Source organism: Sphingobacterium corticis (assembly GCF_042684745.1).
In the GTDB taxonomy this organism is placed as follows: domain Bacteria; phylum Bacteroidota; class Bacteroidia; order Sphingobacteriales; family Sphingobacteriaceae; genus Sphingobacterium; species Sphingobacterium corticis.
Genome location: NZ_JBHUMA010000004.1, coordinates 531,056 through 545,830, shown reverse-complemented (window position 1 = coordinate 545,830; position 14,775 = coordinate 531,056). Strand labels below are relative to the sequence as shown.

8 protein-coding genes are annotated in these 14,775 nt (G+C 42.2%); 5 read left to right on the top strand and 3 right to left on the bottom strand.

Annotation, left to right across the window (positions count from 1 at the left end; translation table 11 throughout):
* Nucleotides 1-233 precede the first annotated feature (233 nt).
* From ACFSQ3_RS03680 to ACFSQ3_RS03670, 3 genes are all read right to left on the bottom strand, one after another.
* On the bottom strand, nt 234-1,031 hold the full coding sequence (locus ACFSQ3_RS03680; protein ID WP_380867568.1) for a tyrosine-protein phosphatase: 798 nt from the start codon (nt 1,029-1,031) through the stop codon (nt 234-236).
* Nucleotides 1,032-1,355: 324 nt separating this feature from the next.
* Nucleotides 1,356-2,999: a RagB/SusD family nutrient uptake outer membrane protein gene (locus tag ACFSQ3_RS03675; protein WP_380867565.1), complete on the bottom strand. Its 1,644-nt coding sequence runs from the start codon at nt 2,997-2,999 to the stop codon at nt 1,356-1,358.
* Between the two features lie 19 nt (nt 3,000-3,018).
* On the bottom strand, nt 3,019-5,976 hold the full coding sequence (locus ACFSQ3_RS03670) for a SusC/RagA family TonB-linked outer membrane protein (protein WP_380867563.1): 2,958 nt from the start codon (nt 5,974-5,976) through the stop codon (nt 3,019-3,021).
* A gap of 579 nt (nt 5,977-6,555) precedes the next feature.
* On the opposite strand from ACFSQ3_RS03670, the gene ACFSQ3_RS03665 reads away from it, so the two are divergent.
* The 5 genes from ACFSQ3_RS03665 (at nt 6,556) to ACFSQ3_RS03645 (ending at nt 14,753) form a co-directional block, all read left to right on the top strand.
* Entirely contained in the window at nt 6,556-10,035 is a 3,480-nt protein-coding gene (locus ACFSQ3_RS03665; protein ID WP_380867561.1) for a SusC/RagA family TonB-linked outer membrane protein, read from the top strand.
* Nucleotides 10,036-10,053: 18 nt separating this feature from the next.
* Entirely contained in the window at nt 10,054-11,649 is a 1,596-nt protein-coding gene (locus ACFSQ3_RS03660; protein ID WP_380867559.1) for a RagB/SusD family nutrient uptake outer membrane protein, read from the top strand.
* Between the two features lie 14 nt (nt 11,650-11,663).
* Nucleotides 11,664-12,563: a zinc-binding metallopeptidase gene (locus tag ACFSQ3_RS03655; RefSeq protein WP_380867558.1), complete on the top strand. Its 900-nt coding sequence runs from the start codon at nt 11,664-11,666 to the stop codon at nt 12,561-12,563.
* A gap of 6 nt (nt 12,564-12,569) precedes the next feature.
* Nucleotides 12,570-13,859, top strand: a complete 1,290-nt coding sequence (locus ACFSQ3_RS03650; RefSeq protein WP_380867556.1) for a DUF4302 domain-containing protein — start codon at nt 12,570-12,572, stop codon at nt 13,857-13,859.
* A 231-nt stretch (nt 13,860-14,090) separates the two neighbouring features.
* Nucleotides 14,091-14,753, top strand: coding sequence for a hypothetical protein (locus ACFSQ3_RS03645; protein ID WP_380867555.1), 663 nt, complete (start codon nt 14,091-14,093; stop codon nt 14,751-14,753).
* Nucleotides 14,754-14,775 lie beyond the last annotated feature (22 nt).

The following is a 14,775-nucleotide window of genomic DNA, read 5'->3' as shown; positions in this document are numbered from 1 at the left end:
AGTTAAAAATTAGCTTAATTGATTTAGCTGATTCAAATATAACTACCTAATATACATCTGCCTGTTAATGAATTGTTAATGAGAACTTGTTAACGTTTGATTAATTTTACTTTTAACGGGTAAGTACTGTAAAACGAAGAATTTATTAATAGCGTGCAGTTTAGTTCAAAACACTTTAGTAGCTTACGTAAAGCTGTTATGTGTGAAACAAAGGTAGGCTTTAGGTAAAAAATCTACCCCGCAGCTATAGAAAAATTCGAATCAGAACAATCCAGTAACGTTTGATTCTTTATCTTACAGGTTTTCAACATATCACGGACTGGGTATTTGGCAACAACTTGCTCTAAAGCCTTTAAGTGGCGTTCGTGATGAAGGTCTGTGCCTACAAAATCGTACATTCCAGACTTTAAGAGCGTTAACGCAATCGCTTTGACGGATTCGCCATAATATCTACTTATAGCTAAAAGGTTTAACTGCAGCAAGCATCCCGCATCTTTTATTTGCTTATACATGCCAAAGTCCATATGGTAATAATTATACCTTTCTGGATGAGCTAGAATTGGCTTGTACCCAAGTTTTATAATGTTCTGTATTGTATGAAACAATGCGCGAGACTCTGAAAGATACGACATTTCTATCAGCACATAACCACCCGGCATAACGCATAGGGAGTCTGTACTAATTAAAGTAGCTATTCCATCATCAATCATGTGTTCCGCAGCCACACGAATTTGTGGTTTTTTATTTTCTTCAGCTAAAGCAATTTCAAGTTCAGAATAAGCTTTTGTGATTGTAGATATGTTATTACGATGTACTCCCTCCATGATATGAGGCGTGCATATTAATCTATTTAACCCCATATGCTGCAGCCCGTTAATTAAGTTAATAGATTGCTGCGTATTTTTACTACCATCGTCAATTCCAGGAAGGATATGATTGTGCATATCTACCTCCAAAAACGCTAGTTTTCCAAGGACTTTTACATTTCCTTTTTCGTCTTTATTACCTAAAAATCTCGAAAAAAAACCCATAATTTAATCTGTATAATTTTCCTCTTCACTATTTTTCCCTCTTCACTATTTTTCACCTAAAACCGCCTCGTATACAGAAACGTGATTTTTTGGTAATCGCTACAAATTGCCGTGAATACCATAAGTATAGCTAGAATCGTACCAAGAATCGTAGCAAATATTTCGCCAAAGCGAAATATTTGCAAATATAGTATAAATAATTAATATTACTGACGTAGGTAAAAAACAAGAATGACGTTGAATAGTAATCATAATGACTATTTCGTGCTTGCCGCGCATTAAGTTGATAAAGTTCAATCTCCAACAAAGAATTGAAATTTTACATTAAGGATTTTGCGTTAATACACCTCCTGATAGTACAATTTGTCTTTCAGGAATGTATTCTATGATGGATGGGCTCGAAGCCGGAATCACAAACAACGGCGTCGCGCCCGATAAGTGAGTTCCCGGATAGCGCCTGTCGATAGTAATTCCGTTTCTAATATGGTCAAATTTACTATGACCTTCCCAGGCTAGTTCCAGTTGACGTTCTTCCATGATTACATCCATAACGCTCTTTTTTCCTAGATTGCTCAGCGTGTACAGTCCTACATCAGGAATTCCAGCACGCGTGCGCAATGTATTGACATCGTTCAATGCAGCTGAATAATTTCCTAATTTTGCGTTGGCTTCCGCACGGATTAAGTAAATTTCTGCCAATCTAGAAATTACTGGTGATAGCAAGTGTGCCTGACCTTCTTGTCCAGATGCTTTTGAAATGTAGTACTTCGGATAGCCATTGCGCATGTCCATCGCTTCTTCAATAAGCACTGTCTTTAGTCGATTACCGTCTTCCACGAAATAATCATATCCATCAACGTTGTTTGGTTGTTTTATCAAACGCTTTATAACACCGTTTTCTAGGTATGTGTAATCGTCTCCATGTGCACTGACAACCTTGTATGCATATCGGTAATCATCGTTTACATATAAAGCCCAAGTTTCATCAAATTGAGTAGGGTTATTGGTGGGAACTGCTTCTATGAATGTATATCGTACGTCCGTTGGATACTTTCTGATTAATTCTAGGTACGTGCGTGATGCATACATTTCGCCCCAACCTGAGCCCAAATAATGCGCATAGAGCGAACCAATAGTAAACCATCCATTGCTAGCATAATCGACATCTTTTACGTGACGTATAGCAAAGATAGTTTCGGAATTATCTTCCGGAATTTTAATAGAGTAATTCGGAAATTCACTTGTTGGTAGTAAGGAGTAACGTCCCGATTGGATAACTTTATCGGCATATTCCAACGCTTTATCATTTTTCCCTTGATACAAATACATTCTAGCCAATAACGCCTGTGCTACCTCTTTTGATGCATAGATATTTTTCTTTTTTGACGTAAATAGCTGTTCTGCACGTAATAAATCCTGTTCTATTTGCAGGTACACTTCTTCCACAGTAGAACGGATTGGATTTTCCTGGATATTCGTTGAAAGTTTAATGGGTACCGAGAGATTGTCAGGGCCCTGATTGTATGGCCGTCCAAATACATTCGTCAAGTAAAAATAAAGCATCCCACGTAGATACAAGTTTTCAGCTAACAACTGATCGTGTTCATCACTCTCGCCTTCCGCGATGCGTTCGATAATTAGATTACATCCAACAATGTTGCGGTAAGACATTTCCCAAAAGTTATTAACCCGGATGCTATTTACTAATCGTTGAAGGTTGTAAGAAGGATATAGGTGGTCGCTCGTTGTGCCACTTAAGGATACGTTTGTGCCCGGATATTCCGTTATCCGGTGCCAGTTTTCTACCCATCCTTTTAATTGCGAATAATTTCCGACAGTTAGCGACGCGAGACTACCTTCGATGGCTGTTAGGTCATCTTCGGCAATGTGTGAAAATGGTGTTCGATCCAAGTTACAGCCAGAACAGATAAGCCCCAGGATGCAGGAATAAATAGTTAAATTTTTCATATGTTTTGGTTTAGATCGTTTAAAATGAAATGTTTACTCCAAATAGAATCCGCTTTGGTGTAGGGTATTGTGCTGTAGCATCTCCATCTCCGTCAGGATTTCTGCTTGCCGATACCGCCAACACGCCTTCAGGATCAAGGCCAGAAAACTTGGTTACCGACCATAAGTTGTCACCCGATATATAAAGATCGAGTCCAGATAACGAAAGTTTTTTTGCAAGCGACTGAGGTAATCTATAGCCTAAAGACAAAGTTCTCAACCGTAACAAGGAAGCATCCTCTAGATAACGAGAAGACACTCCATTCGACGCATTTTGCGAATTGTAAATTAATCGAGGATGAGTAGCGTCCGTATTTTCCGGAGTCCATCTCGACCAGCCATTTATTAAAGCCATTTGATTATAGTATGGATAGGCTCCGTCCGCATCGAAAAGCTGTCTGCCTGAATTGTATGCCCAAGCGCCTTTGGTAAAAGCAAACATAGCGTTCAGATAGAAGTTTTTATACGACATTGCTGAGCTCAGTCCACCTTGATATTTTGGTGTAGCTGTTTTGTTAACAAACTGTAATGTTGCTTGATTGTAGTTGTTGGTAACCTCGATTTCTCCAGTTGCTGGATCAACCTTTTCCCAAAGAGGATCTCCATTTTCTGGATTTACACCAACCCACTTACGCATGAAATAAGAATCAATATCTCTACCAACGGATCGACGCATATTTCCCGCAGGAATATCTTGATCTTTGTACAGCGCGGATATCTTATTTCGGTTAAACGCAATATTAAAATCCAGTCTCCATTGAAATGCATAGGTTGACGGGAGTAAGCTTGCGCCGAGGCTAGCTTCTAATCCGCGGTTTCGTACCGCTCCAACATTTTCCCAATACCCTGACCAACCAGCCGTGGAAGGAAGGGATACGAATTGTAAAAGACCATCGGTATTATTGTTATATAGCTCAATCGTGGAATCAAAGCGTTTTAAAAATCCGATCTCCAGACCGATGTTGGTGTTTTTTGACGTTTCCCAAGATACAGCACTATTTCCTAATTGACTCATTCCCCCACCTGGTGCGGATGCATACTGTGCATGGAGGGAGAATAGGGAATGAGAAGCGTAAAACGAATTTGGCACATTGCCAACTTGACCATAAGATGATCTTAATCTTAGAAAATTAATCGCATTCACGTCGAAAAAGGCTTCGTTTTGAATATTCCATGCTCCGGAAATAGCGAAGAAAGTACCGTAACGTTTGTTCGTTCCGAATCTTGAGCTTCCGTCGCGACGGATAGAGCCTTGAAAGCTATAGCGATCATCGTAGCTATACTCGGCCTGTAGCATGCCCGATTGAAAGGCATATTCGTTGCGTGTTCCTCCAATAGATTGCGGTGCAGAAGTTATGTCCAAAATTTGCGATCCCGGAACGATACCTTTTCCAAGTGCTGATAAGGATTTGGAGTTGTAGTCTGTATATTCGTATGCTACGAAAGCCTGAATAGCATGCTTGTCGAAGTTGTTTTTGTAGCGGAGCATTTGGTTTGAGAAACGCGACGTTTGTCTATGTGCATTGTTCCCCAGTAACCCATTCTCTGCAAGTCCTGCATCTGATTTAGGATCAATATAAGTTAAACCTTCTCCATTTAAATACGACAGATTATTCGACGACGCGAATGTAAATTGGTCATTAAACTTGTACTCAAAATCTATATTCGATTGGATATTAAAGGTGTTTGATGTCGAATAGTTGTATTGCAGGTCAAATAAATAATTTGAATAATCGCGACCTAACCACGTCACATTACCGCGACGCGGATTCAACACCGATCCATCGTCTGCATACGGCGAATCCCATGGGAGGTTCAAATACATTTGATAAATGGAATGTTCGCGTTGATCACTTTCTGTATAAGTCATGTTGATTTTCGGCTTAAACAACAATCGATCTGTTAATGCGTAATCTACGTTCAATCGACCGGAAAAACGATCGTACTTGAAACCCTTTACCGAGCCTTCTTCCTTGTAATAGCTGGCCGACGTGAAGATGGATGCTCTCTCGGATTTACCAATGTAGGATGTGTTAAAATTATTCAATCTTCCTGCTTGCGTACCATTTTTAAACCAATCAAAATCTCCATTTAGCACGGACTCTGGGGTCGGCGGAATTGCTTCTTGGTTGGTAAATTGAGTAAACATGGTTTTTAATTCTTCGCCCGTCATCACACGAAAATTATCAGGGTTGAAATGTGAGCTTCCCATACTCAAATTAGCCGTTAATTGACCCGTGTCCAGTTGCTTTGCACGTTTCGTTGTAACAACCACCACGCCGTTCACTCCTCTAGATCCATATTGAGAAGTCGCCGCACCGTCTTTTAATATTGACATGGATTCAATATCGTTTGGATTAATGTCCGGAATAGACGATGCTATCACGCCATCGACAACCCAGAGAGCTTCTGTCTGTGAAGAGATAGAACTTCTGCCTCGTATACGCACTGTAGGAATGGAGCCTGGCCTTCCAGTTTGCGTCATCACATCCACACCTGCGGCCTTCCCTTGTAGCAGGTTAGCTGCGCTATGCGAAGCTGGTGCATTCAACAACTCCTCGCTACTAATTGTGGTGATTGAAGCAGTAATCTCACTTCTTTTTTGCGTCGTATAACCTGTAACGATTACTTCGTCTAGATGAGCTTCTCCAGCGTAAAGTGTTATCGTCAATTTACGCGCTGCACCTACAACAATCTCTTGTCGTTCAAAGCCAAGGCTATAAATAGCTAAAATAGATTGTTCGTTTGATAAGCGTATTCGAAACACACCTGAAGCATCAGTAGAGACAGCATTATTGGGGTCGGATTTTTCGGACACGGATACGCCGGGTAGCAGTACTCCTTTCGCATCCATTATCTGTCCGAAGACATCAACTTGTGCATAGGCAAATTGGCCTATAAGCAAAAATAACCAAGTGAATAATAAAAACTTTTTCATAATGGGACGGGTTTGGATCGTCCACCAAAGTGGATGATTTAAATTAATAAACACTTATGTACTGCAGCCAATATAGTGCGAGAATTCGCTCCGTGCGGAATTTTAAATGAACGAAATCGATTGCGTAATTTGCCCAATCGATTGCTTTTTTGAAGGAAAAATAAAGTTGCTGGAACTAGATTCGCTCATCACTTCTGTTAGTAAACACAAATTGAATAATTTTTTTATTGTATAATTCAAGGGAAAAATTTAAGTTTGAGCCAACAAGCCAAAAAGTGTTAATCGCGTCGACCAAAAACGACGTTTATTATGGAGATTTTATCTTCAAAAACTAGTTTTATTGCAGTTTTTTAAATCATATCGATTTAAGTTTTAGAAAAATTCAGTTCAAGTAATGAGTTTGCTAATTCATTTCAAAAAATTTAAAAACGACAATAGTGTATTCGCTTTGACTCTATAGGCCTACATCAATAATTTTATTTTTAACAGGGAGGTAAACAATTAGGCTAACTAACAATGGTTTAGTCACCAAAATGGCTAAGTTTTACAATGAAAACTAACAAAATTAACTAAAGGTATATGAAAAATAAAATACCACAATTCTCAAGATCGATCGAAAAAAGCGCATGGGGACGCGTTAACAATTTGGGGACTCGAAAGCGAATTACGTCCATTGCTTTTATGGCTTTCGCAATAATTTCTCAAACAAGAGCTTCAGATTTATCGGGGTTTATAGCTAAAGAGGGTAGAGGCAGCTCGGTCGCAACGAATGTCGAGCCTGCGTATATTATTACAGTAAATAGTAATGACCAAAATGTAATAAAAGGTGTTGTTCGCAACGACGAGGGAAAAGGGATCGCCGGTGCTACGATACGAGTAGTGAGAACAGGGTTTGTCGCCTCTACAGGTGAGGATGGAGCTTTTCAAGTTACTGCGCAAGGCAACGATGTTTTAGAGGTGACTTATCTGGGGTACACAACCCAGCGAGTGAATATTCTAAATCGAGCGGTTTTAACTATCAACCTTAAAAACGAAGAGGGGGACATTGAAGAAGTCGTAGTAACTGGAGTTGGGGTACGTATTGATAGACGTACCTTCTCAGGAGCTACGAAGAGAATCACCGGCGAAGAAACAGAAATCGGTGGTATGATCGATCCAAGCCGCGGGTTGGAAGGTCGTGTTGCGGGTGTTACAGTGCAGAACGTTTCCGGAACATTTGGTACTGCGCCAAAGATTCGTGTTCGTGGTGCTACATCTATCTTCGGTAACTCCAAACCTCTATGGGTACTCGATGGGGTGATTATCGACGACGTGGCCGATGTGGGTGCAGATGCCTTATCTTCTGGAGATGCACTTACTCTGATCAGCTCGGCGGTAGCTGGTTTGAACGCGAATGATATCGAGTCTTTTGAGATTCTGAAAGACGGATCTGCCACATCTATTTATGGTGCCAAAGGTATGGCCGGGGTTATCGTCATCACGACCAAAAAAGGAGCCGCCGGACGTAGCAGCATCAACTATTCGGGCGAGTACACTTCTCGAGCAACGCCACGGTACAGCGAGTTCAATATTATGAACTCTCAAGAGCAGATGGGTGTGTATCAAGAGATGTATCAGAAAGGATATCTTCGCCTAGCCGGAACGACCAATGCTTCTAGCAGTGGTGTATACGGCAAGATGTATGACTTGATCAATAGTGGCCAATTATACAATGACTTCGAATTGGGCGGAGCGAATGTTAATGCGCATTTGCGTGAAGCAGAATACCGCAACACAAACTGGTTTAAGGAGCTATACAGCAATACTATACAGCATACGCACTCCTTAAGTTTGTCATCGGGTAACGAGCGCTCTCAGTACTACGGCTCTCTAAGTGTGGTCGATGATGCAGGTTGGACAAAAGCTAGTGGTGTAAAGCGTTACACAGCCAACTTGAATGCCAACTTCAATATTTTTGACAATCTGAAGTTGAACTTGATTACGGGGGGATCTTACCGTCAGCAACAAGCTCCTGGTACCCTTGCGCAAAGTATTGACGGCGTATTTGGTGCCGTGCGACGCGATTTCGATATTAATCCTTACCGTTACGCGATGAATACTTCGCGTACATTAGATCCACATACGTTTTACAAGCGTAATTATGCGCCATTCAACATTCTTCACGAATTAGAAAATAACTATATGGATGTGGATGCTTCAGACTTGCGTTTCCAAGGAAGATTGGATTGGAAAATCTTGCGCAACTTAGAGCTTTCTACTTTGGGATCTATTCGTTTCCAAAATACAGCACAAAGCCACCACATCAAGGATCAGTCGAATCAGGCGCAGGCTTATCGCTGGATGCCTACTACGGCGATCAGAGACGTCAACCCTTATCTATACAGGGATCCCCTAAATCCGTATGCTGTGCCGATTTCCGTCCTACCAGAAGGTGGTATTTATAATCGTACTGACCACATGATGGTGGCGCAACAGTATCGTACTACCTTACAGTTCAACGAGACATTTGCCGATAAGCATGCCCTGACATTGTTTGGGATGTCAGATATCAATTTCTTCGACCGTAACAATACTTGGTTTAGAGGTTGGGGCTTGCAGTACGATTTGGGCGAAATTCCATTTACCAACTACCTAGTGTTTAAACAAGGTCAGGAGCAGAATACCCAGTATTTCAGCATGAATAATAGCCGCGCACGTGAAGCAGCTTTCGCCGCGCAAGGTATCTATACTTACGACGGTAAATATACTATCACAGGTACCTACCGCTATGATGGTTCAAACCGCTTAGGGATGACTTCGCAAGCACGCTGGATGCCAACATGGAACGTGTCCGGTGCCTGGAATGTAGATCGTGAGCGTTTCTTTGAAAATGTACAGCCTTACGTATCGTCCTTATTGTTAAAAGGTTCTTATGCACTAAATGGTGACCGCGGTCCGGCTTTCGTAACCAACGCACGTTCAGTGATCGAGCCGTTCAACCCTTGGAGACCAAATGCGGGTGATACCGAATCAGGCTTGCGTGTACGGGAGGTAGAAAACAGCCAGTTGACTTATGAGAAGAAATATGAGCTTAACTTAGGAACACAGATCGGCTTCTTCAACAACCGAATCAACATCGAAGCAGATTATTTCAAACGCGATAACTTTGACCTGATTGGTATTGTCAATACGCAGGGATTGGGAGGGCAGATTTCCAAATATGGTAACGTTGCTGAGATGAAATCTAATGGTTTCGAATTAGGTGTTACGGCAAATATCTTCAAAAATACCAACTTCAGTTGGACATCCAGCTTTATCTACACTCACGTAGTGAACGAGGTCACTAAGCTGGAGACGAACTACCGCGCTATAGATTTTATGACAGGTAATGGTTTTGCGATGGTGGGTGGCCCACACAGGGCTTTATACTCTATTCCATTCGTTAAACTCAACAATGAAGGTTTGCCTATCTTCCTGAATCAGAACAATGTGGAGACCATCACTTCGATCAATTTCCAAGAGCGTGATAAGTTGGATTTCTTGGTGTATGAAGGACCAACGGAGCCTACAGATTTTGGAAGTTTCAGCAACATATTGACCTACAAAAACTTCCGGTTGAATTTATTCTTTACCTATTCGTTCGGTAATACCGTGCGTCTTGATCCAGTGTTTGCCAGGGACTATAGCGATTTGACGGCTACACCACGCGAGTTTGCTAACCGTTGGGTAGTGCCAGGAGATGAGGATTTTACCGATGTGCCAACGATTGCTAGCATTCGTCAGAACCGCAACAATAGCAACCTGTCGTACGCTTACAATGCCTACAATTATTCAACAGCTCGTGTAGCTAGTGGAGACTTTATCCGATTGAAAGATGTCTCTTTCCAGTATGATTTCCCTAAGAGCATGATCAACAACTGGAAAATCACCGGACTGAGCCTTCGTTTGAATGCCACAAATACCTTCCTACTGTATGCGGATAAAAAGCTGAATGGACAAGATCCTGAGTTTATCAATGCCGGGGGGGTTGCCGCGCCGATTGCCAGACAATATACATTGACATTACGGTTAGGGTTATAATTTAAAAGTGAATTAGCAATGAAAAGACAACATAAATTTTTGATATTCACCTCGATCCTGGCGTTTAGCCTGGCATCCTGTGAAAAATATCTCGACGTCATGCCGGATAACCGGGCGGTGTTGGATAGCGAGGATAAGATTTCTAAAATCCTTGTCTCTGCTTACCCGCAGAGTTCGTTTATTGCCACTACGGAGTTTTCTTCTGACAACGTGGACGATTATAGTGTAACGAATCCAAATTATGAGCGGATTTTGGAGCAAATGTTTCGTTGGGAAGACATCACCGAGGTTGGGAATGATGGTCCGAACCGTGTTTGGGAATCCTGCTATGCTGCAATCGGAAATGCGAACCAGGCTCTGGCGAGTATAGAAGAACTAGGTAACCCAACTTCATTAGATCCACAACGTGGTGAAGCCTATGTAGCGCGTGCCTATAGCCACTTTGTATTGGTCAATGTGTTTGCACATCATTATACCAAGGCTAACGCCGCCACGGATTTAGGGGTCACCTATATGGAGGCGCCGGAGCGTGAGTTAGATCCTAAATACCAACGTAATAGCGTTGCTGAGGTATATGCATTGATCAAAGCCGATCTGGAAAAAGGTATACCATTGATCGACGATGGCGTCTATGGAGGTACACCGAAGTATCATATGAACCGCGCTGCGGCGAATGCCTTTGCTGCCCGCGTTGCTCTGTACACCCAAGACTGGGATGGGGCGGTACGCTATGCTACTGCTGCGGTAGGTACAAATCCTGCAGGTAGTATGCGTGACAATGCGCGTATCGCGTTATCTGCTGCCAGTTTGGTGAATGCATCCATCGCGTTTACATCTAGTGGTAGCCGTTCCAATCTCTTTATTTTGACAGCGGCTAGTACATTAGGTACTTATTTCGGGCCCTATTACGATGCATCCAGATTTGCGCACGGCCGTATTATCAATGAGAACGAGACGTTCTTCGCTAATACACCTTGGGGTAAATTAGCTGCTTCAGCAGCTTACACACCTCGTCTGTATATCTATACTGGAACCAACCTGGATAAGACGTTGATCGCTCGGTTACCTTATTTATTCGAATACACCGATCCGGTGGCTCGTATTGGTTACCGCCGCACCGTATATGCGCCTTTCAATGTAGAGGAGACGATGTTGGTACGTGCGGAGGCTAATATCCACCTGAAAAACTACGATGCAGCCTTTACGGATATGCAGCTTTGGGTGAGAAACAACGTAGCAACAGTTCCCGCAGACTTTTCTATTGCCCGCATCAATACCTGGGCTAATAATACCGCTTACTATACGCCGACAGCGCCTACCGCAAAGAAAAGGCTAAATCCGGAATTTACGGTGGAAGCAGGTACCCAGGAAAATATGCTGCAAGCATTGCTCTTGATGCGTCGTTTGGAAACAATGCATGTAGGTCTGCGCTGGTTTGACATCAAACGCTACGGTATTGAGGTTACACGTCGTGTCATCGTTGCCGGAAGTGGTAATACTATGACCGTAGGTTCTACCGAGGCGGAGTCTAAGTTAGGTCCAAGAGATAAACGTCACGCGCTACAGTTACCTACCGATGTAATCAGTGCTGGTTTAACACCGAATAGACAGTAATAAAAGATTGATTTATGAAATTTACGATTAAAAATATCATGTTGTTGGCGCTGGCAATAAGCGTCACATCTTCTTGTTCGGACGAACAATTGGATCCAAACAGCGTATTTGTCGATTCACCAATCGAACTTACCGCTATGGATCGTTACATTGAGCGCGAATACACCAAGCCATATAATATTTCCCTACTGTATAAGTATGTGGATATGGAGTCTAATATGAACTTTACGTTGACTCCGGCATCCTTGGAAAATTCAATTCGATTAGCTAGAATCATTAAATACTTGGCTATAGATCCTTACGACGAATTGATGGGCAATAAGGAGTTTATTGGCACTTACTTCCCAAAGGTGCTTAACTTCATCGGTTCAAACGCCTACAACAACAATGGTACGCGGATCATTGGAACGGCTGAGGGTGGCCGTAAAATCACCATGTTCAACGTAAATAGTATCGGAGGCATGGCCAATAACGTGGCTACTATTCAGAGTGAATACATTCATACGATTCACCACGAATTTGCCCATATCTTTCACCAAACGAAACCTTATTCGCCAACATTTAACCAGATCTCTGCGGCCAACTACATCCAGGATCAATGGAATGTGGAGTTTCCGGGTACTGCGGCGGGATTGCAGGCAGCGCTTACCAAAGGGTTTATTTCTCAATATGCTAGTAAGGATCCTGATGAAGATTTCGTCGAGCTTATTGCGTTCTATGTGAACCTTACGCCTGCGCAATGGGAGGCACGATTGGCCTCAGCTGGTACTGGGCGTGCTATCATCGAACAGAAATTTGACATTGTAAGAAATTACTTGCAAGTGTCTTGGAACTTCAATATCACCAACCTTCGCACGATTGTACAGCGGAACATCGCCAACTTTGGATCGTTTGACCAGCTAAATATTAATTAAGTTATTATGAAAAACTATTCTATTATTTTAATTATACTATTCCTGGCCTTAGGTCTGGGAAGCTGTACACGGCTGGAAGATCCTATTTTCGAGGATAATGCTTCAGCACGTGTTCAGGCAGATGTAGATCTGGCGCGCTCCAGCCTGCGCAGCCATGCTGACTGGTGGCGGATAAAATATTATCCAAGCTCCAATAGGGAGTTTGGTGGGTATAATATCTTTGCCAAATTTGTCTCTGACTCAGAAGTTATTTTGACTTCAGATATAGATTCTGACAATACCACCAGTTCATATGCCGTGATTTCGGAAACTGGTGCGCTACTGACCTTCAATGGATTTAATAAAATCATCCATTATTTTACCGAGCCGGGTATAGATAGCGGTAAAGGTGCTGCGGATTCTGGTTTGAAGGGAGATTTTGAGTTTATCGTACTCGAATCTACCACGGATTCCATTACTTTAAAAGGGAAAAAGTCGGGGAATATTATGGTGATGGAACCCATCCGTGGTAACGGGGAAGAAGTGGTGATACAATACCGCAGATCAGCAGCCATGGTCGATGCCTTCAACGGGTACAGAATGCTATTGCCTTCTGGCAAAATTGAATCTTTGACCAAAAGTGAGCGTACGTTTCGTCTTACCTCGAATGCAAACAGTTCTATTATGTCTTACCGCCCAACTTTAGAAGGATTTGAGCTTTATTCACCTTATGAAATTGAAAATGTGAGCTTTAAAACTCTGAAGTATGTTCAGCCGGATGCTACTTATCCAGAAGGACATTTTACAGACGAGTCAGGCAGCATCAAGATTTTTGCTCCGCAAACGTCCAACCAAATGTTGTTCTCACAAAACAGATGGCACATGACCTATAGCAACCTGGGTGCTACTGGAAAGGGACGCTGGGATATCGCACGGACGAAATTACAAGCTGCAGGATTTACGCTGAGCAACGTTTACATCGGCAGAGTGAGTGCTACGTATCCGATGGGTATCGCGGTGGGTATGAACAATATGTCTGCGCAAGGCGTAGCGTCTTTCACCTTCACACCCATTGCTGGTACTACGAATCAGTTCCGGTTGCCTTTTGTAGGTGCCTACGCGCTAAATAATGGATTTACCGGTACACATTATAATGCCGGAATGACTGACATCATTGCGCCATTTGCGAATACTACATTTACTATTTCGGTAAATGCTAACGAGCGACCATTGTTTATTACGATAACAGACAATGCGAATCCAAACAATTTCTACCGGTTAACGCTGACTACAGCCTACAACCCATATAATAAGTAATCTGTATGGCAATCTCGGATTGTCAAAAAACTGTGTTTAGTTAATGGAAGACTGTCCTTCGGGGCAGTTTTTTTAGTTATCTTTAAGCCTTACTACCGTTAATTTTCACCATCATCTTATGATTTTTCGCTTTTTACTACTTGTCGGAATATGCTGTTCAAGTATTTCATCTTCCTTTGATGACTTCAAATACCGCCATAATTGTATATTTTAGAAGCCAGTCCAAACCACATGAAGTTAAAAATCTCATTTTTCGTGCTTTTATTGGTGTTTTCGCTTGAAAACACGAGTGCTCAAAGCTGGTTGTATAAACTTCCTATTGACTGGGATATCCATCTTGGTGGCGGATATTTCACGGCGGGCAATCTAAAACGGATGACGGATGCGCAAGGTGTTAAAGGTTTTCCTCCGCTTGGGTTGGATATGAATATCGGCCTTGGATATCGATTAGGCAAAGTCAGCATTGGTGCTAATTTCGGAAATTTACAAAGCAAGCGAAGCGATAATCAAACGAATGTGAACACGATAACGGCTTTCGTGGCTACCAATATTTGGCATGTTGGAAGGTGGACGTTCAGTCCGGCAGTAGGGGTAGGGCCGCAGATTGCTACTATTGTTTTGGATCGAGGCGATTTGACAGGGAATTTTGAGGAATATATAGGTGAAAAGGGAAATCAAACTCGCCTTCAGCAGGTTAATACGGCATTGGATTTTAGTTTGACCTTCAAAACCTACGAACTATTAACGGCACGATATCGTCCTCAGTTTAGAATGGGTTATCAAACCGGATTGAGTGATGCAGCATGGAAAGTTGGAAATACTTCTTTAATAAATGCACCGCGCGATAGAACAGGGATGTTTTATCTGCAAATAAGTGCAGGCATCGGGCGATAGCTGTGCTTTTAATAGAAACAGC